Source organism: Paracidovorax anthurii (assembly GCF_003269065.1).
Lineage (GTDB): Bacteria > Pseudomonadota > Gammaproteobacteria > Burkholderiales > Burkholderiaceae_C > Paracidovorax > Paracidovorax anthurii.
The window spans coordinates 12,519-37,059 of sequence record NZ_QLTA01000015.1 but is presented as its reverse complement, the minus strand read 5'-3'; the positions used below and the strand labels follow the sequence as shown (position 1 = coordinate 37,059).

General features: G+C 69.8%; 21 protein-coding genes. 15 read left to right on the top strand and 6 right to left on the bottom strand.

Features of this window, described 5'->3' with window-relative positions:
- The first annotated feature begins 4 nt into the window (after positions 1-4).
- Positions 5-3,241: a ribonucleotide reductase barrel domain-containing protein gene (locus tag AX018_RS25435; RefSeq protein WP_245951497.1), complete on the top strand. Its 3,237-nt coding sequence runs from the start codon at positions 5-7 to the stop codon at positions 3,239-3,241.
- 120 nt (positions 3,242-3,361) lie between these two features.
- On the opposite strand, the gene AX018_RS09580 is transcribed toward AX018_RS25435, so the two are convergent.
- Entirely contained in the window at positions 3,362-4,276 is a 915-nt protein-coding gene (locus AX018_RS09580; RefSeq protein ID WP_111877067.1) for a LysR family transcriptional regulator, read from the bottom strand.
- 104 nt (positions 4,277-4,380) lie between these two features.
- Here AX018_RS09580 and AX018_RS09575 point away from each other — a divergent pair, with 104 nt between their 5' ends.
- The 3 genes from AX018_RS09575 (at position 4,381) to AX018_RS24740 (ending at position 7,934) form a co-directional block, all read left to right on the top strand.
- On the top strand, positions 4,381-5,355 hold the full coding sequence (locus tag AX018_RS09575) for a Bug family tripartite tricarboxylate transporter substrate binding protein (RefSeq protein WP_111877066.1): 975 nt from the start codon (positions 4,381-4,383) through the stop codon (positions 5,353-5,355).
- Positions 5,356-5,399: 44 nt separating this feature from the next.
- On the top strand, positions 5,400-6,242 hold the full coding sequence (locus AX018_RS09570) for a substrate-binding domain-containing protein (protein ID WP_111877065.1): 843 nt from the start codon (positions 5,400-5,402) through the stop codon (positions 6,240-6,242).
- Between the two features lie 708 nt (positions 6,243-6,950).
- Positions 6,951-7,934: a hypothetical protein gene (locus AX018_RS24740; RefSeq protein ID WP_146749277.1), complete on the top strand. Its 984-nt coding sequence runs from the start codon at positions 6,951-6,953 to the stop codon at positions 7,932-7,934.
- A 46-nt stretch (positions 7,935-7,980) separates the two neighbouring features.
- Here AX018_RS24740 and AX018_RS09560 read toward each other — a convergent pair whose 3' ends face one another.
- Complete coding sequence (locus tag AX018_RS09560; RefSeq protein ID WP_111877063.1) at positions 7,981-8,370, bottom strand: VOC family protein; 390 nt, start codon at positions 8,368-8,370, stop codon at positions 7,981-7,983.
- 136 nt (positions 8,371-8,506) lie between these two features.
- Positions 8,507-9,460 carry a LysR family transcriptional regulator gene (locus AX018_RS09555; protein WP_111877062.1) on the bottom strand — a complete coding sequence of 318 codons (954 nt, stop codon included), beginning with the start codon at positions 9,458-9,460 and terminating at the stop codon, positions 8,507-8,509.
- 154 nt (positions 9,461-9,614) lie between these two features.
- On the opposite strand from AX018_RS09555, the gene hpaH reads away from it, so the two are divergent.
- The 9 genes from hpaH (at position 9,615) to AX018_RS09510 (ending at position 19,333) form a co-directional block, all read left to right on the top strand.
- Positions 9,615-10,421 (top strand): 2-oxo-hept-4-ene-1,7-dioate hydratase, encoded by an 807-nt coding sequence (gene hpaH / locus AX018_RS09550; RefSeq protein WP_111877061.1) that lies wholly within the window; start codon positions 9,615-9,617, stop codon positions 10,419-10,421.
- Positions 10,418-11,227 carry a 4-hydroxy-2-oxoheptanedioate aldolase gene (gene hpaI / locus AX018_RS09545; RefSeq protein WP_111877060.1) on the top strand — a complete coding sequence of 270 codons (810 nt, stop codon included), beginning with the start codon at positions 10,418-10,420 and terminating at the stop codon, positions 11,225-11,227. Before hpaH ends, hpaI begins: the two co-directional genes overlap by 4 nt.
- Positions 11,217-12,626 (top strand): FAD-binding oxidoreductase, encoded by a 1,410-nt coding sequence (locus AX018_RS09540; protein WP_111877126.1) that lies wholly within the window; start codon positions 11,217-11,219, stop codon positions 12,624-12,626. The genes hpaI and AX018_RS09540 overlap by 11 nt, the downstream gene beginning before the upstream one ends.
- 42 nt (positions 12,627-12,668) lie before the next feature.
- A complete protein-coding gene (locus AX018_RS09535) occupies positions 12,669-14,144 on the top strand; it encodes an aldehyde dehydrogenase (RefSeq protein WP_111877059.1) in 1,476 nt (491 codons plus the stop codon).
- A gap of 45 nt (positions 14,145-14,189) precedes the next feature.
- Positions 14,190-15,119, top strand: a complete 930-nt coding sequence (locus AX018_RS09530) for a DODA-type extradiol aromatic ring-opening family dioxygenase (protein ID WP_111877058.1) — start codon at positions 14,190-14,192, stop codon at positions 15,117-15,119.
- A 35-nt stretch (positions 15,120-15,154) separates the two neighbouring features.
- Positions 15,155-16,108, top strand: a complete 954-nt coding sequence (locus tag AX018_RS09525; protein ID WP_111877057.1) for a fumarylacetoacetate hydrolase family protein — start codon at positions 15,155-15,157, stop codon at positions 16,106-16,108.
- A gap of 54 nt (positions 16,109-16,162) precedes the next feature.
- Positions 16,163-17,146: a Bug family tripartite tricarboxylate transporter substrate binding protein gene (locus AX018_RS09520; RefSeq protein ID WP_111877056.1), complete on the top strand. Its 984-nt coding sequence runs from the start codon at positions 16,163-16,165 to the stop codon at positions 17,144-17,146.
- Between the two features lie 172 nt (positions 17,147-17,318).
- Positions 17,319-17,903: a hemerythrin domain-containing protein gene (locus AX018_RS09515; RefSeq protein ID WP_111877055.1), complete on the top strand. Its 585-nt coding sequence runs from the start codon at positions 17,319-17,321 to the stop codon at positions 17,901-17,903.
- Between the two features lie 218 nt (positions 17,904-18,121).
- Entirely contained in the window at positions 18,122-19,333 is a 1,212-nt protein-coding gene (locus AX018_RS09510) for an acyltransferase family protein (RefSeq protein ID WP_111877054.1), read from the top strand.
- Between the two features lie 330 nt (positions 19,334-19,663).
- Here the strand turns inward: AX018_RS09510 and AX018_RS09505 are convergent, their stop codons facing one another.
- The 3 genes from AX018_RS09505 to AX018_RS09495 form a co-directional block, all read right to left on the bottom strand.
- The gene (locus tag AX018_RS09505) at positions 19,664-19,951 is read right to left on the bottom strand and encodes a BTH_I0359 family protein (RefSeq protein WP_111877053.1); all 288 of its coding nucleotides are present in this window, start codon (positions 19,949-19,951) and stop codon (positions 19,664-19,666) included.
- A gap of 282 nt (positions 19,952-20,233) precedes the next feature.
- Complete coding sequence (locus tag AX018_RS09500) at positions 20,234-21,448, bottom strand: DUF3108 domain-containing protein (protein ID WP_111877125.1); 1,215 nt, start codon at positions 21,446-21,448, stop codon at positions 20,234-20,236.
- 131 nt (positions 21,449-21,579) lie between these two features.
- On the bottom strand, positions 21,580-22,362 hold the full coding sequence (locus AX018_RS09495; protein ID WP_111877052.1) for an IclR family transcriptional regulator: 783 nt from the start codon (positions 22,360-22,362) through the stop codon (positions 21,580-21,582).
- Positions 22,363-22,470: 108 nt separating this feature from the next.
- On the opposite strand from AX018_RS09495, the gene AX018_RS09490 reads away from it, so the two are divergent.
- Both AX018_RS09490 and AX018_RS09485 read left to right on the top strand, forming a co-directional pair.
- Complete coding sequence (locus AX018_RS09490; RefSeq protein WP_111877051.1) at positions 22,471-23,481, top strand: fumarylacetoacetate hydrolase family protein; 1,011 nt, start codon at positions 22,471-22,473, stop codon at positions 23,479-23,481.
- Positions 23,478-24,539: a TraB/GumN family protein gene (locus AX018_RS09485; RefSeq protein WP_111877050.1), complete on the top strand. Its 1,062-nt coding sequence runs from the start codon at positions 23,478-23,480 to the stop codon at positions 24,537-24,539. Before AX018_RS09490 ends, AX018_RS09485 begins: the two co-directional genes overlap by 4 nt.
- Positions 24,540-24,541: the final 2 nt, after the last annotated feature.

The window sequence follows — 24,541 nt, the reverse complement described above, 5'->3', positions numbered from 1 at the left end:
ACCCATGCAACGCGATCCGATTGCCTCCCTGGCGCCCGATGCGGCCCCCGCCCTGCCCGAGCAGCCCATCAGCCTCGACGTGCTGCGCGAGAAATACCTCAAGCCCGGCGAAGCCGATGCCGAGACGCTCTACCGGCGCGTGGCCCGCGCCCTGGCCTCGGTGGAGGTGCCCGAGCGGCGCGCGGAGATCGAGGCGCGCTTCCTCGCCAACCTGCGCGCCGGTGCCATCGGCGCGGGCCGCATCATGAGCGCGGCGGGCACCGACATCCAGGCCACGCTCATCAACTGCTTCGTGCAGCCCGTGGGCGACTGCATCCAGGGCATGGATGAAGGCGGCTACCCCGGCATCTACGAGGCGCTGCGCGAGGCCGCCGAAACCATGCGGCGCGGCGGCGGCGTGGGCTACGATTTCTCGCGCATCCGCCCGCGCGGCGCCGAGGTGAAGGGCACGGCATCGATGGCCTCGGGGCCGTGCAGCTACATCAACGTGTTCGACCAGTCCTGCGCCACGGTGGAGAGCGCGGGCGCGCGGCGCGGCGCGCAGATGGGCGTGCTGCGCATCGACCACCCCGACGTGCTGGACTTCATCACCGCCAAGCGCACGCCGGGGCGCTGGAACAATTTCAACGTCTCGGTCGGCGTGCCCGACGCCTTCGTGCAGGCCGTGCTGGACGGTGCGCCGTGGGACCTCGTGCACCCCGCGCGCCCCGGCGCCGCGCTGCGCGAGGCCGGCGCCCGCCAGCGCGCCGACGGCCAGTGGGTGTACCGCACGCTGCCCGCGCGCGAACTGTGGGACACCATCATGCGCTCGGCCTACGACTTCGCCGAGCCGGGCATCCTCTTCCTCGACCGCGTCAACACCGACAACAACCTGGCGTACTGCGAACGCATCGCGGCCACGAATCCTTGCGTGACGGCCGATACCTGGGTGATGACGGCAGAGGGTCCCGCACAGGTGGCAGACCTCGTCGGCCAGCCTTTCTCCGCCATCGTGGACGGGCGCGCGTTTCCCACGCAGAGCGCCGGTTTCTTTCCCACCGGCCACAAGCCCGTGCTGCAGCTGCGCACCCGCCAGGGTCACGCGCTGCGGCTGACCGAGGACCACCGCGTGCGGCGCGTGGCGAAGCAGACGCGCTACGTGCGCCAGGTGGAGTGGGTGGCCGCGGGCGCGCTGCAGCCGGGCGACGAGATCGTGCTGAACGACCACCGCGCCCTGCTGGGCTGGGAGGGCGAGGGCACCGAGGCGGAAGGCTATCTGCTGGGCCTGCTGATCGGGGACGGCACCCTGACAGCCGACAAGGCGGTGATCTCCGTCTGGCTCGCAGGGCAGGGCGAGGAACGCCTTGTCGTCAACGGCCCGGCCGCACCCGCATGCGGCGCGCACGGCATCGTGATGGCGGCCGAGGCCGCCGCGGGAACGCTGGCGCACCGGTCGGATTTCCGCGGCTTCCAGCGCGCGATTCCGCGAAGCGGCGGAGCCTGCGCGGAGCGGCGCATGGCCAGCGGCGCCGTGCGCGCACTGGCGCTGCGCATGGGCATGCGCCCCGGCGCGAAGGCCATCACCCCGGCGATGGAGCGTGCCTCGTCGGCCTTCTCCGTGGGCCTGCTGCGCGGCCTCTTCGATACCGCTGGATCGGTCCAGGGCCGCCACGACAAGGGCGTGAGCGTACGCCTCGCGCAAAGCGATGCCGCGCTGCTGCAGACCGTGCAGCGCATGCTGCTGCGATTGGGCATCGCCTCCGTCCTCCATCAAAACAGGCGCCCCGCCGGGCTGCGGCTGCTGCCGGATGGGCGTGGCGGCCAGCAACCCTATGGGACGCGGGCACAGCACGAGCTCATCGTGAGCGGCGACAACCTGCGCGGCTTCGCTGAACGGATCGGCTTCGATGACACGGCCAAGGCTGCGCGGCTCGATGCGGCGCTGTCCGGCTACCGGCGTGCGCTCAACCGCGAACCGTTCACGGCCACCGTGCAGGACGTGCTGCCGGACGGGCATGAAACCGTCTACGACGTCACGGTGGCCGACTGCCATGCCTTCGACGCCAACGGCCTCTACGTGCACAACTGCGGCGAGCAGCCGCTGCCCTCCTACGGCTGCTGCGACCTCGGCCCCATCATCCTGCCGCGCTTCGTGCGCCATCCCTTCGGCTTCGCCGGCGAGCCCGGTTTCGACTTCGAGGCCTTCGCGGCCAGCGTGGCCACGCAGGTACGCGCGCTCGACAACGTGCTCGACGTGACCTTCTGGCCGCTGCCGCAGCAGCAGGCCGAGTCGACGGCCAAGCGGCGCATCGGCGTGGGCTTCACGGGGCTGGGCAACACGCTCGCGATGCTGCGCCTGCGCTACGACAGCGATGCGGGCCGCACCATGGCCACGCGCATCGTCGAGTGCATGCGCGATGCCGCCTATGCGGCCTCGGTGGAGTTGGCCCGGGAGAAGGGCGCGTTCCCGAAGTTCGACGCCGGGGGCTACCTCGAGCCCGGCACGTTCGCGAGCCGCCTGCCGGCCGCGCTGCAGCAGGCGATCCGCGCGCACGGCATCCGCAACAGCCACCTGCTGTCCATCGCGCCCACGGGCACGGTGAGCCTGGCGTTTGCCGACAACGCCTCCAACGGCATCGAGCCGCCGTTCTCCTGGACCTACACGCGCAGGAAGCGTGAGGCCGACGGCAGCACCAGCGAATACGCGGTGGAGGACCACGCATGGCGGCTCTACCGTGCGCTGGGCGGCGACGTGGGCGCGCTGCCCGACTACTTCGTGAGCGCGCTGCAGATGCCGGCCGCCGGGCACATCGCGATGATGGAGGCCGTGCAGCCCTTCATCGACACGGCCATCTCCAAGACGGTGAACGTGCCGGCCGACTACCCCTACGAGGATTTCAAGAACCTCTACCTGCACGCCTGGCGCGCGCGGCTCAAGGGGCTGGCCACCTACCGGCCCAATGCGATCCTGGGCGCGGTGCTGGAGGCCCCGGCACCGGCGCCCGCCGTGGAGCCGGCGGCCGCTGCGGCCGAGCTGGCCGCGCCCTCCGTGGACCCGATGCGCGCGTGCCGCTCTGGCATGACTCGGAGGTGGCCGCGCTCGCCTACGCCGTGCAGAACATCCTGGCCCAGCGCGCCGCCGCTGCTGCTGCCGGCCCCATGCACCAGCAGGAGCTGCCGCTCGATGCACCCACCGTGGCGGTGGGCCTGCCGCCCGCGATGGCCGGCCGCAAATGCCCCGAATGCGGCGCGCACGCCGTGATCCGCAAGGATGGCTGCGACTACTGCACGCAGTGCGGGCACCTGGGCAGCTGCGGGTGAGGGCGGCGGCCTCGGCCGTGCCGCAGCGGTAGCGCCACCGGCAGGCCCCGGATAGCCGCCTTCATTCGCTTCGCGTTTCGGTGGCGGCATGGGCCTGGATCAAGCGCTGCCGCAGCGCTTCGGCCGTGGGGCCGAGCACCCGGTCCCTGCGCTGCAGCAGGCCCAGGGTGCGCCACAACGCAGGCGCCGTGAGGGGCACCCCGCAGACCCGTGGATGGTCGTGCGGCAACGCTAGCTGCGGGAGGGCGGCCATGCCCAGGCCCGCCTCCACCAGCGCCAGCGCGCCGGTGACGTGGTTGCACTCGTACCACGCCAGGGGTTGTTCGGGCAGATCGGCCATGACCTGGTCCAGCAGCAGGCGGTTGCTGCTCTGGTGCGACACGGACACCAGGCGCTGCCCCGCCAATTCCGACCAGGCCACTTCCGTGCGGCCCGCCCAGCGGTGGCTGCGCGGCATGGCCAGCACGTAGCGCTCGCGGGTCAGCGTTTCGAACCGGAGGGCCGGCTCCTGGCTGCCCGTGAAGCTGAGCCCAAAATCCGCATCGCCCCGCAGGACCGCATCCAGCACGTGGCGAGCGTTTTCGTCGATGACATGCACCTGCACTTCGGGCTGCGCCACCGCGAACGCCCGCAAGATGCGCGGCAGCAGGTGGTTCGCCACCGATGGAATGCACGTGACGGTCACACGCCCGCGGCGCAGCCGAGCCTGGTCGCTCACCCGCTGGACGGCCTCGTCGAGGCCCGCCAGGGCCGTGCGCGCCTCGGCCAGAAACTCCTGCCCCACCGCCGTCAGCTCCACGTGCCGGGTCGTGCGCTCCAGCAGCCGCGCGCCCAGGGCGGTTTCCAGCCGCTCCACCCGCCGGCTCAGGGCAGGCGCCGACAGGCAAAGGGCTTCCGCCGCCAGGCGGAAGCTCGCCTTTTCGGCCGTGGCCACGAAAGCCAGCAACTCTCCCATGTCGAATTTGATGCGTTGCATGCAAGAGTTCCGCTCTAAATTGCAATTCACAGATTATTACGGGCTGCCTAGGATGCGGTTTTCAAAGAGCCGACCCGGTCTCGGCCGCTTCCGGAGACAACCCCATGCAAAGACGCCCCCTGATCGTGGCCGCAGCCACGCTGGCCGGCCTGTTCCTGGCCCCCCTCGCCGCGCAGGCCCAGGACTTTCCCCCCAAGAAGCCCGTGACCCTGGTGGTCGGATTCGCCGCCGGCGGCTCGGCGGACATCGCGGCCCGCATCATCGCCAGGAAGCTGGGCGAGAACATCGGCCAGAGCGTGGTGGTGGACAACAAGCCCGGCGCGGGCGGCAACCTCGCCCATGCGCAGGTGGCCAACGGCCCGGCCGACGGCTCGGTGCTGCTGTTCGGCTCCATCGGGCCGCTCAGCATTTCGCCCCATTTCATGAAGGTGAGCTACGACCCGCTCAAGGACCTGGCCCCCATCACCATGGGTGTGAGCTTCCCCAACGTGCTCGTGGTGCCCGCGAGCACAGGCATCAAGACCCTGGGTGAATTCGTGGCCAAGGCGAAGCGCGAACCGGGCAAGCTCGATTTCGCCTCCACCGGCCCCGGCTCGGCCGCCCACCTGGCGGGCGAGCTGCTCAACGATGTGGCCAAGATCGACACGGTGCATGTGCCGTACAAGGGCGGCGCCCCGGCGCTGCAGGACGTGCTGGGCGGTCGCCTGGCGTCCTTCTACGCAGCGCCCCCGACGGCCCTGCCGCACATCGAGTTGGGCAAGCTCGTGCCGCTGGCCACTACCGGCCTGACGCGCCCCTCGTACCTGCCCAAGGTGCCCACGGTGGCCGAGACCTATCCGGGTTTCAACGCGACCAACTGGTATGCGTTCGTGGCGTCCGCCAAGACGCCCAAGCCCCTGCTGGACCGCTGGAACACCGAGCTGGTCAAGGTGCTCAACACGCCGGAAGTGCGGGACAACCTGCTCAAGCACGGCCAGACGGCCACGCCCGGCACGCGCGACGAGCTGGGCAAATTCATCGCGGCCGAGTACGAGAAGTGGGGCCGCATCATCCGCGAGCGCAAGATCACCGCGGACTGAAACGCGCGCTGCCACACACCACCACAACAACCAGGAGACATTGAATGCAGCCGCTCGCCCCGATTCCGACTTCGACCGCCGCTCCGGCCGGCCGCCGCCGCTTCCTCGGTACCCTGCTGGGCACCGTCCTGGGCCTCACCCTGGCCCTGGGCGGCCCCGCGCCTTCCACCGCGCAAGCGGCGGAGATCCGGGTCATCACCTCCGGAGGGTTCTCGGCCGCATACGACCAGCTCGTGCCGCTCTACGAACAGGCCACCGGCCACACGGTGGTCACCGCGCGGGGTGCCTCGATGGGCAACGCCCCGGACTCCATCCCCAGCCGCTTGGCGCGCGGCGAGACATTCGATGTGGTCATCCTGGCGGACTCGGCTCTCGATGCCTTGGCGGCCGAGGGCAAGGTCCAGGCAGGCAGCCGCGTGGACCTGGCCCGCTCGATGATCGGCATGAGCGTGCGCAAGGGCACGCCCGTGCCCGACATCGGCACCGTGGAGGCGCTCCGGCAGACGCTGCTGGATGCGAAGTCCGTCGCCTATTCCGCCAGTGCCAGCGGCACCTACCTTTCGGGCGAGCTGTTCCAGCGGCTGGGCGTGGTCGAGCAGATGAAGGGCAAGGCCACGCGGATCCTCAGCGAACGCGTGGGCGCCGTGGTCCTGCGGGGCGATGCGGAGCTCGGTTTCCAGCAGGTCAGCGAGCTGCTGCCCTTCAAGGAACTGGTGTTCGTCGGCCCGCTGCCCGATGAAGTCCAGCAGCGCGTCTTCTTCTCGGCCGGCGTGGCCGCGGGCGCGCGGGAGCCCGAAGCGGCACGCCACCTGATCCGCTTCCTCGCGGCACCGGCCGCCGCCTCCATCGTGCGCAGCACCGGCATGGAACCTGCCGCCGCGCGCTGATACGGTTTCGCAATCAAAAAGATCACTGCGTTGTTTCGCCTGTTGCTGTGACCGCTTCGCATGGCCGCCCGTCCGGATCCCGGGATGCCGCGAAAGTGTCTCGACGGTGGTGCCGCCCATCCCACGCAGGCGGAGGTGGCCGTGCGCCGGCATGTCGTGCGTGGCCCATGCCGGGCGCGCGGTGGTGCTGCACGGGCCACTTTTCCACCTGCAGGCACGGATGCCCACTGCGTTCCGGCACATCCAAAGGATCCACCATGTTCTCGAACAACGGAAAGATCGGCGCGCAGTGGCGTGGTCCCTTCGACCGGCTCCCCGCCGCGGGCCCGGCCCGGCAACGATGCGTCGCCTCCGCGGCAAGGGGGCGTGCTCCAGGCCGATGGCCGGCTGACCGGCCTGAGGTCGCCCCAGCGGCAGGGGCGGGCAGCGCCTGGCCTGCCCGGTGATCCCCACATGCAGGCATCGGTGCGCCAGCAGCCGAGGGCGCAACTTCCCGGCCATCGCCAGGGCCCGGCCAGTCCGGCGTCGCTGTCCCGCGGTGGTGGCGATCCCTTTTTCCACCACACGCCCCCGGGATCGCCCCGTCGGGAGCCGGTCGAGGATTCCTTTGCACGCCTGTCCATGCACGGGCCGGGGGGCATCCCGCCCTTCGTCCACGGCGATGCCCCGCCGCCGCATGCCGCCTTCAGCCCCAGGCATGAAACGCCCATGAGCCCCCTGTATCCCCAGGAGGCATCGCCGTCTTCGCAGTACGGGCCGCTCTCCCCATGGGGCGGCACGCCGCATCTGTCCGCGCCGTCCTGGGAGCAGTCGGCAGAGCCACCATCCCTGCATTGGACGGATCTTCCGCAGCCACCGATCCCCCACTGGACGGACGGCCGGCAGCAGGAAGACCTGGATGACTGGAGCATGCAGAAGGCGCTGGGGCGGGATCTGTCGGGGACGGAGTCGGTCGCAGACTGGGCCTTGCAAAAAGATTTCGGCCGTGATCTCTCGGGCACGGCACCGCTCGGCCACTGGAAACCGGCACATAGCCACCATGGAGCCGGTGCGTGGGCGCAACCGGCCTTTCATCGCGGCCAGGCGCCTCAGCCCACGGCTCCTTCACGGGGCCATACCCCGCAGCCGTCGGCACCGCCCTGGGACAACGCTCCTCAGCGGCCGGCATCTCCCGGGGGCCTGGAGCCCCGGCAACCCGACCTGTACGAGGCCCATGCCTTTCCGCCAGCGGAGGGGCACTGGACGGACCATCGGGTTCAGGAGTCGGTGGAGGACTGGGCTATCGACAAGGATTGGGGGCGGGATCTGTCGGGGACGGAGTCGGTCGCGGACTGGGCCCTGCAGAAAGACTTCGGCCGCGATCTCTCGGGCACGGAATCGGTCGGGCACTTCGGCTGGCGCAAGGACATGGGCCTCGGGCCCATGATGGCGCCGCTGAACGATTACTTCCGCGATACCCGGCCCCAACCGGGCGGCTTCCCCGCCGCCGGCTGGTACGCATCGCCGCAGCATTCGCCGCGGCACGAAGCTGCGCTTCCTCCCTGGCATGCACCGGCCGCGCACGGGCATGACCGCAGCACGGTGACGCAGGCCACCAACGAAGCGCTGCGGATGATGGAGCAGGCCATGCGTGCCCAGCAGTCCCTGGCAGAGCAGGCCTTCCCGGAGGCCCGTGAGCGCTGGCGGTCCTGAGAACGTGAACACGTTCTGAGCCCGCCGCGCCGGCGGCCGGCCGGGCTCATTCCGGTGCAGTGTGGCACACCGCTTCGATGTTGTGCCCGTCCGGGTCGCGCACGAACGCGCCGTAGTAGTGCGGGTGGTAGTGAGGCCGCAGGCCGGGCGCGCCGTTGTCGGTGCCGCCGGCGGCCAGGGCCGCGGCATGGAAAGCGTCCACCGCCGCGCGCGTGGCGGCGCGGAAGGCCACGTGGAGGGGCGGCTGGTTGGGCGTGCCCCGGCTGATCCAGAAATCGGGCTTCGGCGGCTCGCCGAACCCGGCCACGTCGGTGTGGCCCGTCACGGCGGCCGGAAACTCCGCGAGCAGCTGGTAGCCAATCGCCGCAAGCGCCTGGCGATAGAACGCCTTGCTGGCCTCGATGTCGGTGACGACGACGCCGGTGTGGTCGATCATTTCAATCCCTTGTCCGTGATGGGTTGGTTCAGCGAGCGCCGCAGTGTATCGGCCGTGCGCGCCGGCCAGTCCGCTGGGCGGAGTTCATCACCGTGCTGCTCCAGCGGTGCCGCTCGGCTTCGTGGCCCCGGGCAGGTCATCGCCCAGTTGCCCGTGGAGCCTTGGCGCGCCCGGGACGGCGCTGCCCTTGCCACTGCAGAAGCCACTCCGTGAGAAATTCATTGAAAGCCTCGGCAGCCGGCGAGACCACACGGACTCGGGAGCGGTAGATGCAGACCTGCCGGATCGCCTCGGGGTCCTTGACGCGCCGCATCACCAGCCCGAGCGGCGAGGCCGCCACGGAGATGTAGGCGGGCGCCAGCGTCGCCGCCAATCCTTGCGCGGCGATTCCCAGCGCGGTCGAGATGTTGTCCACCACATCGACGGGAAGAATCCGCGAGCCTTCCGGTGCGTTGAGGTGCATCTGCGCGACGCTGCGCTCATGGTCGCGGCCTGCCGCAACGAGATGGGCGTTGCGCAGATCCACCCATTTGAGGGTTTTTCGCGCCGCCAATGGATGCGACGGCGAGCACCAGAGAACCCAGGGGCTGTCGAAGACGGGCGTGGCCTCGACGTGCCCGATACCGCTGCGATCGGGGCCCACCGCCAGGTCCAGGTCGCCGCTCGCCACCCGGTCGACGAGCTCGTCCACGGGCGTGTCCCGGATGCGGATCACGACCTTGGGGCGGCTGGCGCAGAAAGCCTTGATGGCCGCGGGCAGAACCGCGCTGGCCAGCACCATCGGCGCCCCGATGCGCACGACGCCGGATGCCCGGTTCCGGACGTCCGCTGCGGCCGATTCGGCCATCTGGACGTGCCGCAGGACCGAGCGGGCAGAGCCCAGGAAGTCGCGGCCCGCGCTGGAGAGTTCCACCCGCCTCGTGCTGCGGTCGAACACGCGAAAGCCCAGTGTCGATTCAAGCTCGGCGATGAGCTGGCTGACGGCCGAAGACGACAGCCCCATCTGATCGCTGGCACCCGAGAAGCTGCGCATCTCCGCAACTACCACGAAGGCTTCGAACTGTCTGAAGGTGAAACGGGTCAGCGGCATGGAGCAAGTTCTCCGAGGAAAAAAGAGAGGCGGAGGGACGGTTTTGGATTGTCCACATCTGCTTATCAATGGGCCAGTATTTGTCGATTGTGGATGAGAGACCCCCCATCGATACTTCCAGCCATTCGTCACCTCCCTGACCAGGTCGATCCACGTGAACCTCAGCCCTGAAATCCACGCCTCGCTTGCCCGGCAGCTGCACGAGTCGCAGCGCACCCGGATCCAGCTGGAGCAGTTTTCCCGCCGGTACCCGGGCATGGGCATCGAAGACAGCTACGCCATCCAGAGTGCCTGGATGAAGCTCTGCCAGGCGGAGGGCCGCACGGTGATCGGCCACAAGATCGGCCTCACGTCGCGCGCGATGCAGATTGCGTCGCAGATCACCGAGCCCGACTACGGCACCTTGCTGGACGACATGCTGATCCCCGACGGCGCGGAGATTCCGGCGGATCGCTTCATCTTCCCCCGCCTGGAGGTGGAGTTCGCTTTCATCCTGTCCCGGCCTCTGCGGGGGCCCGGCGTGACGATGTTCGATGTCCTGAATGCCACCGACTACGTGGTCCCCGCCCTGGAGCTGATCGATGCGCGCATCGAGCAGTTCGACAGGCACAGCCGCGCGCCCCGCAAGGTGCTGGACACCATTGCCGACAACGCCGCCAACGGCGCGATCATCCTGGGGGGCAGGCCCATGCGCCCGAACGCCGTGGATTGGCGTTGGGCGGGCGCATTGCTGTTCAAGAACGGAGTGATCGAGGAATCCGGCCTCGGTGCCGCGGTGCTGAATCACCCGGCCCACGGTGTCGCATGGCTGGCCAATCGGCTGGCGCCCTATGGCCAATCGCTGGAGGCCGGCGAGATCGTCCTGAGCGGCTCCTTCACGCGCCCCGTCGCGTGTGCCGCGGGGGACGTGTTCCATGCGGACTACGGCACCCTGGGCTCGATCTCCGCGAGGTTCGCATGACGCCAACCCCTCGCAACACGTTCAAGGACGCTCTCCATGCCGGGCACCAACTGGCAGGCCTGTGGCTGGGCCTGGCGGACCCGTACTCCACGGAACTCTGCGCGGGGCTGGGCTATGACTGGGTGCTGATCGATGGCGAGCATGGCCCGAACGACCTGAGATCCATGCTTGGGGCATTGCAGGCGGCAGCGCCGTATGGCAGCGAAGCGGTCGTGCGCATTCCGCAGGGCGATCCGGCGTTGATCAAGCAGGTCCTCGAAATCGGTGCCCACACCCTGCTGGTTCCGATGGTGGAGTCCGCCGGGGCGGCCCAGGCGCTGGTCCGGGCCATGCGGTATCCGCCCCAGGGAAACCGCGGTGTCGGAAGCGGCCTGGCGCGATCGTCGCGCTGGAGCCGCTATCCCGGCTATCTGCACGAGGCCAATGAGCGCGTCTGCCTTCTGGTGCAAGTCGAAACGGCGCAGGCGCTCGGGCAACTGGATGCCATCGCCCAGGTGGACGGCGTGGACGGGGTCTTCATCGGCCCCGCCGATCTTTCCGCATCCATGGGGTACCTGGGACAGCCCGCGCACTCCGAAGTGAAGGCCGTGATCGAGCAGGCCATCCGGGCCCTCCGCTCGCGCGGCAAGGCTGCGGGGATCCTCTGCACGGACGAAGCGCTGGCGCGGCACTACACCCGGGTCGGCGCGCAGTTCGTGGCCATTGGCGTGGATACGACCCTGCTGTCGCGGGCGGCTGGCTCCCTGCTGCAGCGCTACCGCGATGGCGCCCTGCCTGCAACCGCCGAGGCGCGCCATGGGTACTGAACTCCGCCAGGCCCTGCGCGCCGCCTTCTCGGGGCGCCTGCTCACCGATGCCGCGGAGATGGCGCCGTACCTCACGGATTGGCGTGGCAAATGGACGGGCGCCGCCTGGGCCGTGGTCCAGCCCGAAAGCCCCGAGGACGTGGCCCGGGTGATGCGGTGGTGCCATGAACACCGCATTCCCGTGGTCCCCCAGGGGGGCAACACGGGGCTTTCGGGAGGAGCGACGCCCGATGGCTCCGGCCAGTCGGTGGTCTTGTCGCTGACCGGCCTGCAGCGGGTCCGGGAGGTGGATGTCCAGAACGACACCATCACGGTGGATGCCGGACTGACCCTGTTCGCGCTGCAGGAGGCGGCCAGGTCGGTCGATCGATTGTTCCCGTTGAGCCTGGCCGCGGAGGGCAGCTGCACGATCGGGGGGAATCTGGCCAGCAACGCGGGCGGAGTGCAGGTGCTGCGCTATGGCAATGCACGGGAGCTTTGCCTGGGGCTGGAGGTCGTGACCGCCGAGGGCGACCTCTGGAACGGCCTGCGGGGATTGCGCAAGGACAACACGGGCTACGACCTGCGCGACCTGTACATCGGCAGCGAGGGCACGCTCGGCATCATCACGGGCGCCACGCTGAAACTGTTTCCCCAGCCCGCGAGCCGGGTGCTCGCATGCGTCGCCGTTGCCACGCCGGCGGATGCGGTCGGGTTGCTGACGCTCGCCCGGTCGCGATTGGGCGCGGGGCTCACCGCCTTCGAGTTGATGGGCGATAGCTGTCTCCGATTGGTGGAGAAGCACATCCCCGGGGCGCGCGTGCCCTTCAATGAGCGCAGCGCCTGGTATGTGCTGATCGAACTGTCGAGCGAGCACGCGGACGGCCAGGCCGCTTCGATCCTGGAGGCCTGTCTCGAAGCGGCATTCGAGCAATCGCTGATCTCGGACGCCGCCCTGTCGTCCAGCCTGTCCCAGTTCGAGGCCCTCTGGGCCCTGCGCGAGAACATTTCCGAAGCGCAGGGTGCCGAAGGCAAGACGATCAAGCACGACATCTCCCTGCCGGTCTCCCGCATCGCCGGGTTCATCGAATCGACCGGCGCCGCCATTGCCGCGCGGTCCGGCGGGGTGCGCCTGGTGGTCTTCGGGCATTTGGGCGACGGCAACCTGCACTACAACCTGTCTCCCTCGGAGGGCATGGCCGAGAGCGATTTCCTGGCCCTGGAGGGGCCCATGAACCAGTTGGTGCACGACGCGGTGCATGCATCGGGGGGATCGATCTCCGCGGAGCACGGCCTGGGGGTGCTGCGGCGCGATGCATCGGCCCGCTACAAGCCATCGGTCGAGCTGGCCTTGATGCGCCGCATCAAGCAGGCCCTGGACCCCCGGGGCTTGCTGAATCCCGGCAAGTTGCTGGCTTGACGCGCACCGGCCCCACGCAACAAGAACATTGGAGACCTCCCCATGACCCGTCCCCTGCTCGACGTCGCCGGCATACCGGTGTCGCCAGACCATTACATCGATGGGCAGCGCATCGCCTCCCGCGAAACCTTCGAGCTGCACAGCCCCATCGACCAAAGCCTGCTGGGCCGCATCGCCGAGGGCCTTCCCGAGCATGTGGAGCACGCCGTCGAGGCGGCGCAGCGCGCGTTCACGGGCTGGGCGGCCTTGGGGGCGGAGGGCCGCAAGCCCTACCTCGATCGCTTCGCGGAGGAGATCGGCCGGCGGGCCGATGCGCTGTGCCTGCTGGAGAGCAGTGATGCGGGCGTCCTCCTGTCGCGCATGCGGCACGGCGTGGTCCCGCGCGCCATGCTGAACATCCGCTGGTTCGCCGAGCATGCCCTGGCGCTGCAGAACCGCACGCTGGAGACGGATCAGGCCACCCACCTGGTTCGCCACGATCCCGCGGGCGTGGCCGGCATCATCACTCCGTGGAATGCCCCGCTGATGCTCTCGACCTGGAAGCTGGGGCCGGCCCTGGCCTCGGGCAACACCTGCGTGCTCAAGCCGCCGGAATGGGCGCCACTGACCTGTTCCCTGCTGGCGGACGCGGCCCACGCGGCAGGCCTGCCCGCCGGCGTCTTCAACGTGGTCCAGGGCAGTGGCGCGCAAACGGGCGCCAGGCTGGTCAGCGATCCCCGGCTGGCCCGGATTTCGTTCACCGGCTCTGTGCCCACCGCGAAGCGGATCGCACAGGCGGCGGGAGCCCATCTGGTGCCATGCAGCCTGGAGCTGGGCGGCAAGAGCGCATTCGTGGTGCTGGAGGACGCGGACATCGATGGCGCCGCGGCCACCGGCGCCCTGATGTACCGCAATGCCGGCCAGGTCTGCCTGGCGGGGACGCGGTTCCTGGTTCACCGGAACATTGCCGATCGCTATGTCGAGGCCCTGCGCGGCTATGTGGAGAAGCTCAATGTCGGTGATCCCCGCAGCGAGTCCACCGAGGTCGGTCCGCTGATTCACCCGCGCCAGGTGGAGCGGGTGGCCGCCTTCGTGGACCGCGCGGTGGCCCGGGGGGCGCGCCTGCTGTGGGGCGGCGGCCGCCATCCGTTGGGCGCCCAGTACTACCGGCCCACCATGCTGACCGACCTGCACCAGAGCGACGAGATCGTGCAGAACGAAGTGTTCGGCCCCGTGCTCACGCTGCAGACCTTCGGCTCCGATGAGGAGGCCATCGACATGGCGAACGGCACCGACTATGGGCTGGGCGGCGTGTGCTACGGCGAGCAGGGGCATGCCATCGCGGTGGCCGAGCGGATCCGCTCGGGGTTCATCTGGGTGAACAGCTTCGGCATCCGCGATCTCGCGGCGCCTTTCGGCGGCATCAAGCGCTCGGGCATCGGCCGCGAAGGCGGTGACTGGAGCTTCGAATTCTTCTGCGACGTCAAGGACGTGATCGTCCCCCGGAAGCCTTTCAAGGCCAGCTTCAGCCATCGCTGAGCAGGCCGCCCTCCCAATCCGACCACCCGCAAAAAAGGTATCTCCATGGGGCAAATCCTGGGCGCAGCCATCGTCTCCCACCACCCCGGCTTGATGCAATGCGAGGAGTTCCGCGTGCTGCAAGGCGCCGGTGCCGACTCCGACCTGATCGCCGGCTATGCGCGCCTGCGCGAGCGCATCCAGGGCGTCAAGCCGGATGCCGTGCTGATTTTCGACTCGCACTGGTTCACGACCGGCTACCACCTCGTGGATGGCGGCGACCATTTCAAGGGGAGCTACATCTCCGACGAGATGCCCTGGTACCTGCATGGCGTGCCCTACGACTATCGCGGCTGCCCGGGGCTGGCGCTGCAGGTCGAGGCCGTCTCGCGCGAGCGGCAGGGCTATGTCCGGTGCATTCGGCACCCCGAGCTGGGCAAGCAATACGCCACGCTCAATCTGGTCAAGCACCTGCAGCTGGAGTTGAGCCGGATACCGGTGCTGACCGTCAGTTCCTGCCAGAACTGCGAGTGGCCCCAGTTCCTGGAGTCCGGCGAAGACATCGGGGAAGCCATCCGGCGCAGCGACCTGCGGGTGGTGCTGCTGGCGTCCGGGGCGTTGAGCCACAAGTTCAACGGCATCGACTGGCGCCCGAACCACCCGCGCATCTTTCATGAAAGCAACGTCTCTCGCCCCGAGAACATCGCCAGCGACAAGGCCGCCATCGAGCTGATGCGCCAGGGGCGGCACGGCGAAATCCTGGCGCGCTGGGATGAGGACTATCGCCGCAAGCCCTGGGAGGCGTTCGGCGCGCATTACCTGCAAATGCTCGGGGCGATGGGGGGCGCCGCATGCCAGGCCCGGGGAGAGCCCTTGTCCGCCTACGAGAACGCGCGCGGCACCGGAAACATCCATGTCTGGTTCGACACCGCGCCCCACCTGAATCCCTCCGGCACGGCCGGGTCCGCGCCCGCGGGCCGGGCCGGCGCGGCTTGAGGGCCTTCCCATCACTGCAGGGTCGGAGACACCCCATGAATTTTGAATTCCCGATGTCCGGGTTGCCCGCTGTCATGCGCGGGCCCCGGGTGGAACGCCGGCGCGTGCTGGTCGGAGGCAGCGCATTTTGGGGAACGATCGTGGAGGAGGGGCCGGACTCCGGCCGCCTGCGCCTCGACGACGGCCGCCTGCTGGAGGCCGGGGGCCAGGATTACCTGCCCCCCGTGGCGCCGGGCAAGATCATTGCCGTTCACATTTCCTACAGCTCGCGCAGCCACGAGACTCGCCAGAAGCCCAAGCCCACGGAAGCTCCGACGTATTTCACCAAGCCGCCCACGTCCCTGAACGGGCACGGCGGGCAGATCCTCAAGCCTGCCGATTGCCAGTACCTGAACTACGAGGGCGAATACGCCGTCGTGATCGGCAAGACCTGCCGCAACGTCACGCCCGAAGAGGCCTGGGACTGCATCGAAGGCTTCTGCCCCGCGCTCGACATGGGCTTGCAGGACTTCCGCGACACCGACCAGGGGTCGATGCTTCGCGTGAAGGGCGCCGACACCCTGCTGCCCATCGGGCCGGGCCTGGTTCGCGGCATCGACCTGTTCGCGCAGACCCTGCGCACCTACGTCAATGGCCGGGTGGTGCAGGAGGCCCGGATCGGAGAGGAAACGATCTGGGGCCCGCACTACGTCATCGCCGATCTGGCCCGGCACATCACGCTGCTGGCCGGCGACGTGATCCTGATGGGCACCCCCTGCCATTCCCGCTCGGTGGACCCGGGCGACTTCGTGGAGTGCGAAATCACGGGCCTCGGCCGGGTCGCCGGCACCGTGGTGGAAATCGCCGCCCCGCGTGCGAGCGCGCTGGGGGTGGGCCACCAACCCACCGATACACCGGAAGTCCGGCGCGTGGCCCTGGGCTTCGACGAACGGGTGCCGGACCGCTTGAAACAGAACCTGAGCGATGCCAGGAAAGCCAGGACGGGTTGACCGCCCATCTCTCTATCTCTGCATCCCACGAATAAAACCAAGGAGACCCACGACATGCCAACCCGCCGTCAACTGATGTCCCGGCTCGCCTGGGGGTGGGCCGCGTCCGCCGTGCCCCTCGGGGCCCGGGCCGACCCGCTGGAAAGTGCCAGGATCATCGCCGGGTTCGCCCCGGGCGGAACGATCGACACGGAGGCGCGCCGGGTCGCGGGCCGCTTGGCCGGCACCTATGCGAAATCGGTCTTCGTCGACAGCCGGCCGGGCGCTGGGGGCCAGATCGCCATCTCCGCGCTGAAGGCAGCGGCCCCCGATGGCGCCACGTTGCTGGTCACGCCCATGTCCATGCTGGGCATCTACCCGCACACCTACCGGAAGCTGCCCTATGACCCGCTGGCCGACTTGGCGCCCGTCTCGATGGGGGCCTACGTGGACATGGGGTTCGCCGTCGGCCCCATGGTCCCCGCCGCGGTGACCAGCGTTCCCGAGTTCCTGGCCTGGTGCAAGGCGCATCCGGATCTGGCCAACTTCGGCTCTCCCGCCCCCGGCTCGGTGCCGCATTTCGTGGGCGTGCTGATGGGCCGTGCCGGCAATGTGGACCTGCGCCACGTCGGGTTCCGCGGCACCCAGCCCGCCATCATGGACCTGGTGGGCGGCCAGATCGCCTCCGTCTCCGCGCCCGTGGGCGAGTTCCTGCCCCACCTGCCGGGGGGAAAGCTCCGCATCCTGTCCACCAGCGGCGCCTCGCGCAGCCAGTTCGTTCCCCAGGTTCCCACGCTGGTCGAGCAAGGCTTCAAGTCGCTCGTGTATGGAGAGTGGCACGGCTTCTTCCTGCCCGGCAAGGCGAGCCCCGCCGTGGTGAGGAATGCCAACGCGGCCATCCGCCAGGCGCTTGCGGCCAAGGACGTGATCGACGGCCTGGCGGCCATGGGGCTCGAAACCCGGTCCTCTTCGCCGCAGGAGCTGGCCGCCGCGCTGAAATCCGATCTGGAGCGCTGGGGGCCGATCGTGAAATCGATCGGCTTCAGTGCCGACGCATGAGCGGGGTGCGTTGACCGCCGGGGCTCGCAGGGGGCCGGGAGGGAAGGCGGGAAGCGAGGGGCGCCATCGCGCAGGCCTTGCCCCATGTCAACATGGCCTGCAGTGGCTCCGGCCGCGCCATGGCGGCTTCTGCGGACAATCCGGCGATCTCCTCGCGCTCCCGCATGCCACGATGATCCGCACCGCCGTCCCCCTTCCGCCGCGCGCCGCCCCCGGCCGCTCCGCCGCCGTGCCCGGCCTGCGCAGCCCCTCGGCCGGCTTCGACCAGCCCTTCGAAATGCTCCACGCCTGCCACGAGCGCGTGCAGCGCACCCTGGCGCTGCTGCAGCGCCTGCAGGAGCACCTGCGCGCGCGGGGCTGCGACGCCGCAGCGCGGGATGCGGCGCGCGACGTGCTGCGGTATTTCGACATTGCCGCGCCGCTGCACCACGAGGACGAGGAGCTGCACGTCTTCCCGCCGCTACTGGCCCACGGCGATGCCGGCGTGGTGGCGCTGGTGCGCGCGCTGCAGGCCGACCACGCCGCCATGGCCGGGGGCTGGGCCGCCGCGCGCGGGCCGCTGGCGGCGATCGCGGCCGGCGAGGCCGATGGGCTGTCTGAGCGGGACGGGGCGGCGCTGGCGGCATTCGCCGGGCTCTACGCCACCCACATCCGTCGCGAGGAAGAGGCGGTCTACCCGCAGGCCCGCGCGCTGCTGCCCGAGGGGGCGCTGGGCCCGATGGGGCAGGAGATGGCGCGGCGGCGTGGGGCAGGTTGATGCTATTAAAAATATAGCTGAATCGATAGAAAACACGGCGACATGGAGGCTGTTTTGCTGAGAATCCTGTCCCCCGGGTATGCGCTGTTTCTGTCTCGACCGGGTTGTCGGCTTTGTCGGCGCGTTTCATCTGCGCCTGCTTCTCCAGAATCGCTCAGCTCCGTCGCAATGAGCCCTGATAGAGTCCCTGAAAGTACATAACGGTGGGAGGCGAAGAGATGAACCAGGGCTACGCCAGTCAGCAACGCCTGCACGCGCTCGACAACCTGCGCGCCGCCATGATGTGGCTGGGCATCGTGCTGCACGTAGCAGTGATCCACATGGCCGGGTCTCCTCTGCTGCCCTGGCGCGACAACAAAACGACGCCTGCGGCAGACTTGCTGGTCGCCTTCATCCATGCTTTTCGCATGCCGGTGTTTTTCATCCTGGCCGGCTTCTTCGTCGGCTTGCTCATCGCGCAGCGTGGGCCGATGGCTACCGCCAAACACCGGCTGCGCCGCCTTGCGCTGCCCTTCGCTGTGTTTTGGCCGCCATTGTTCCTCTCGTGCTCGATACTGGCACTGCTGTTCCTGCATCGCATGGCCCGCGGTTCCTGGGGCCTGGACCTCGCTCTGACGCCTACCCAGGGGACTGGGGCGCATGGGTCACTGAACACGCTGCACCTGTGGTTTCTGTGGCTGCTGCTGTGGCTCAGCCTCCTCACGCCTCTGGTGCAGGTCCTTCTGCAGCGCACCATGCCGGCAGTCGGTCCGGCACTGGGGCGCTGGCTGGCCGCCATGGGCCGTACGCCATGGGGCATTGCATTGCTGGCCGCTGTTTTGGCGGCTGTGGGCGCGCAATACGGCAATGGACTGGTGCGGCCCGGTAACGCCTTCCTGCCACCGTGGACGGAGTGGGTGCACAACGGCCTGTTCTACGCTTTTGGGCTGGCGCTGTACTCCCATCGGCAGGTGCTGTTGGCGCATTACCTGCGGCGCTGGCCGTGGTACATGGCCGCCGGGATGGCGTTGTTTCTGGCTTCCGGCATCGTGCTCGAACAGGTTCCCATCGGGTCGCGCGATGCACTGCCGATGGGCGTGCGTCTGACTTTTTCGTTGGCGTACAACGCTACCGCATGGTGCTGGAGTTTCGCGCTGATCGGTGTGTTCTCTGCCTACTTGGGACGACCACGCCCCGTCATGACCTACCTCGCGGACAGCTCCTACTGGGTGTATTTGGTCCACATGCCTCTGACCATCGGCGTCGGAGCCTTGCTGTTCGGGCTGCCTTGGCACGCCGGTGTGAAGATGTTGATCAACATCTTGGCCACCACGGCTTTAAGTTTGGCGAGTTACCACGGGATGGTGCGGTTTACCTCCATCGGCATCCTCCTCAATGGCAAGCGCCCCAGCGGGCCGCGCCGAACAGAAGGCGCAGTGCCTGCATCCTGAGGCGGAATGCGCATCAGCGAGGCGTGGGGTCAGCTTCTGGCCGACAGCAGCCTTTTAACGAGTCACACTGGCACCATCACCAAGCTAAGACCGAAAGACGGCGTACAAGCCAATGGATGACAGGCATGCATTCCTCGCGCCTCTCAATTGATTTCCCTTGCTACCCCAAGCGCAGGATCGGCGCTCCGCGCCTTGCACGCATGCCGCACCACTGAACGTCCTATTGCACCCGCCCCCAAAAAAGAAAACGCACCCCAAGGGTGCGTCATCGCGATGCTGCAGCCGGTGCCCGGCCCGGAAAGAACCAAGGCGCCGGGAAGATAGTGCCTATCAGTGCACCACCACCGGATTCTGCGCCAGCCCCACATACCCATCCAGCGTGTCGTCTACCTCTTCCTGGGTGGGCGTATCGCGCTGCCAGGCGAGGATCTGCTGCTGGAACATCTCGGCCCAGGAGCCGTCGAGGTAGACCTCCTTGCCGGAGCGCTTGTCCACGATCTCGAAGCCGTGCCGCACCAGTTGGTGGGCGGGGGGAACGCCTGCGGGCACCTCGGCGTCGAGGGTGTCGGGCTGCATATGGACTACCACAAAGGTGTCGGAGTCGTAAAGCATGTGCATGGTGTTCCTCTGTCGATCCACAAGGTTCCTACGAACAGGCTATCGGCACGATGGCGCCAATGGCTTAGCCGTATTTACGTTCAGATGGCCACCCGGGTCCCGAAGTTCAAGACCCGGCCCATGCATCCCGCGTGCCGGCCGCCGCCGGGGCACGCATCCTTCGGATGCCTGGAAACAGTATTTCACGAAATACGGACGGGCGCGGCCGCTGGATGCGAAGTCGTGGCGGCATTCCACGAATGCTGTGGTGAAACCGCACAGGCCCCTTTGGCAGCGCGCCGGTCAGGGCGCCTCGCGCCCGGAGAGGCGCAGGTCGGCGTAGTCGCCGTTGGCCTGGGTGATGCGGATGCGCGCGGGCAGGAAGCCCAGCGCGGGCGCCAGCCACAGCTCGGCCTTCTGGTCGTAGTCCTGGCGGGGTAGGCGCTGGAGCTTGAGCGCGGGGGTGGGGCCCACGGGCAGGTCCAGGGTTTCGGTGCCTTCGACGGTGAAGGTCCAGCGGTCGGCATAGCGTGTGCCCACGGTGGTGAGGGTGATGCGCGTGCCGTCGGGGTAGCGTTCGGGCGCGGCCGCCAGCAGCGCGCCGAGCTGGATGAACACGCTCAGCCGGTCCTGCGCGCCCGGGGCGATGGCGACCGGGGGCGCGTTGGCGCTGAAGGTGGCGCGGCCCGCGCCGAAGTCGAAATGCGCCGCCTGCTCGCTGCGGGCCTTGTCGCCGAAGCGTTCGGGCTGCAGGCCCGCGGGGGTGACGAGGCCGGTGCTGGTCTGGGCGCGCGAGCCGACCAGGAAGGCCTTGATCTCCTGCCGGGCCTCGTAGCGCGCGCCGTCGTGGCGCCAGGCCAGCGTGGCGCTGGCGCGGTAGTCGAACTTCTTGGCCTGGCCGCTCACCTCGAAGGTGAGGCGCACGGGCGCGGGCAGGCGCACGGGGGGCGGCGTGGCACTGGCGTCGGTGGCGGCGCCCCCGGGCGGGCGGATCTCCACCCCGGCCGAGCGGGTGTCGTCCGGGGTGCTGGCGGCGGGGGCCGGGGCGGGTGCTGCGGCGCTGGCCACGGCGGATGCGGCCAGTGCGGCCGCCTGGGCCGCTGCTGCGGCGGCGGTCGTGGCGCCCGGGGGGGGCTCCTCGGGCGCGGGGGGCAGGGCGGGCTGCGGCCCGCCATCGCCCGGTGCGGGGCTGGCGGCCTCCGCGTCGGCGGGGGGCGCTACCGGGGGCTCGGGGGCGGGCTGCGCCGGGGCCGGGGCCGGGGCCGGCGTGGGCGGGCGGGGCTTGCGGGCCGGCGCGGGCCGGGGGCGCGGGGGCGGCGGCGCCTCGGCGGCCGGGGCTGCGGGGGCGGCCGGCGGGGGCTCGGCGGGCGGCGCGGGCTCCAGCATGCGCGTGTGGAAGGCCATGCGCGAGGGTTGACCTTGGCCGGTGCCGCCGCCCCAGTGCGGCAGGCCCAGCAGTACCAGGGCGTGCAGGGCCAGCACCAGGGCGGTGAGCGCCGCCAGCGCGCGGCGCGGCATCATCGGCGGCCTCCCGCGTGCACGGGGGAGGCGGCAGAGCGCGCGGGGCGGGGCATGCGGGCGGCTGGGTTCATGCGCGTCCAGGGCGCAGCGCATGAAACCGGCGCAGCGCCACAGGGGGTTGTGTCATCTCAACCTTGCCTGTACCCCAGGTCGCCGGAGAGCCGGTCGGCCATGGCGCGCAGCGGCCGGTCGATGGCGCCGTCCCAGGCGGGGTCGAAGGTGGCCACCGAGCCCAGCGTGGTCACGGCCAGCGCCAGGTGCCCGCCCGCGTCGAAGACCGGCGCGCAGAAGGCGACGATGCCGGGCAGCAGCGTGTCCACCACGCGCGCCGAGCCGCGCTCGCGCACTTCGGCCAGCAGGGCCTGCGCGGCCGCCAGGTCGGTGGGCACGTCATGGCGCCCGCGCCGGGCGGCGTCGGCCAGCTCTTCCTGGAGGAGCCCGGCCGTGACTTCCGGCGCGAGGTGGGCCGCGAAGCAGCGGCCGGTGGCGGAGGAGAGCAGCGGCATCACGTCGCCCAGCCGCAGGTTGGCGGTGACGGACTGGTGCGATTCCTCCCAGTGCACGATGGTGGGGCCCCGGTTGCCCCAGACGGCCAGCGCCAGCGTCTGCTGGATGTCTTCCTGCAGCGCGGGCAGCCGTTCACGGGCCAGCCGCACGGCGTCCAGCCGCGCGAGCGAGGCCAGGCCCAGCTTGAGCGCGGCGGGGCCGAGGTCATAGCGGGCGGTGCGCGCATCCTGCGACACGAGGCCCATGCGCTGGAAGCTCACGAGGTAGCGGTGCGCCTTGGCGGCGCTCATGCCGGCGGCGGAGGCGAGGTCCTTGAGCATCAGCGGGCCCCGGCTGCGCGTGAGGCCCTCCAGCAGCGAGAAGCCCACTTCCACCGATTGAATGCCCGCCCGTTCCTTGTCCATCTGCAATAGAATTTCCTGGAGTTTTGTTTAGTTAAATCAATTTAACCATTCGTAATTGCGCCCGGAATCCCTCGCGGGCGCGCCTTCGGAGACAAGAGGTCTGAGCCCATGAAACTCGCCACCTACAAAGATGGTTCCCGCGATGGCCAACTGGTCGTCGTCTCCCGCGATCTGGGCACGGCCCATTATGCGACCGGCATCGCGAGCCGCCTGCAGCAGGTGCTGGACGACTGGGGCTTCCTGGCGCCGCAACTGCAGGACCTCTACGACCAGCTCAACGCCGGCCGCGCCCCCCACGCCTTCCCCTTCGAGCCCGAGCGCTGCATGGCCCCGCTGCCGCGCGCTTACCAATGGGCGGACGGCTCCGCCTACATCAACCACGTCGAACTGGTCCGAAAAGCGCGCAACTCCGAAGTTCCCGAAAGCTTCTATACCGACCCGCTGATGTACCAGGGCGGCAGCGACGACTTTCTGGGCCCCTGCGACGACGTGGTGGTGCCCAGCGAGGCCATGGGCATCGATTTCGAGGCCGAGATCGCCGTGGTGACCGGCGACGTGAAGATGGGTGCCACGCCCGGGCAGGCGCTGGACGGCATCCGGCTGGTGATGCTGGCCAACGACGTCTCCCTGCGCAACCTGATCCCGGCCGAGCTGGCCAAGGGCTTCGGCTTCTTCCAGTCCAAGCCCGCCACCGCCTTCAGCCCCGTGGCGGTCACGCTGGACGAGCTGGGCGACGCCTGGGACGGCGGCCGCGTGAACCTCACGCTGCAGTCCACCTGGAACGGCCGCAAGGTCGGCATGTGCGATGCGGGCCCCGAGATGACCTTCCACTTCGGCCAGCTCATCGCCCACATCTGCAAGACCCGCAACGTGCGCGCCGGCTCCATCGTGGGCAGCGGCACGGTGAGCAACAAGGGCGTGGAGCAGAACGGCCGCACCGAGTGGCCCAAGGGCTACAGCTGCATCGCCGAGAAGCGCTGCATCGAGACGATCCAGGACGGCAAGCCCTCGACCGAGTTCATGAAGTTCGGCGACACCATCCGCATCGAGATGAAGAACAAGGCCGGCCAGAGCCTGTTCGGCGCCATCGACCAGGCCATCGCGGCCCCGGCCGGATGAGGGGGCTGGCCGCCGTGCGCTGGCGGATGGCGGCATGGGCCTGGGTGCTGGCCGCGCCGGCGTGGGCCCAGCCGGCCCCGGCCGGTGCGGTGCCCGATGCGCCCGCCGCCTCCCGCCCCGCCGAGGCGCGGCGGGAAGGCTGCCCGCCCGTGGCCACGCCGCTCGATGCGGCCACCATCCCGCAGGCCCTGCGCACGGCGCGGGACCACGGCATGCTCTGGCGCGTGGAGCAGGGCGGGCGCACGAGCTGGCTCTACGGCACCCTGCACGCCGCCCGGCGCGACTGGATGCTGCCCGGCCCCACGGTGCTGGCCGCCGTGCGCGCCAGCGACCGCGTCGCGCTCGAACTCGATCTGCTCGACCCGGCCGTGGCCACGGCGCTGCAGGAGGCCATTCGCGCCCGGGCCGGCGCGCCCCCGCTGCCGCCCGGACTGGCCCGGCGCCTGGCCGCGCAGGCCGAGGCCGCGTGCGCCGATCCGGGTCTGGCCGCGCTGCGGCCCGAGCTGCAGATCGCCTCGCTCGTGGCGCTGGCGGCGCGCAGCGACGGGCTCGACCCGGCCTACGGCATCGACTTCGTGCTCGCGGGCCTCGCGCGCGGGCTGCGCAAGCCCGTGCTCTCGCTGGAGACGGCCGAGCTGCAGATCCGCGAGCTGGCCTCCGACGACCCGCGCGAGACGGCCGAGGCCGTGGCCTCGGGCCTGGAGCAGCTCGAAGGCGGCGCCGCCCGCCAGGGCCTGCTCACCCTGGCGCGCGCCTGGGCCGACGGCCGGGCGAACCTGCTGGAAACCTACCCCCAGTGGTGCGACTGCCTGCGCACGCCCGAGGAGCGCGCCGGCTTCGACCGGCTGGTGGCCGGCCGCAACCCGGGCATGGCGCGCGCCATCGTGGCCGAGCACCGCGCGGGGCGCAGCGTGTTCGCGGCCGTGGGGGCGCTGCACATGGTGGGCCCCCAGGGTCTGCCCGCGCTGCTGGCCCGCCAGGGCTTCCGGGTCGAGCGCGTGGCGTGGCCCGCCGCGCCCGAGGAGGGTGCCGCCGCCCCGGAGCGCCCTGTGCGCTGACC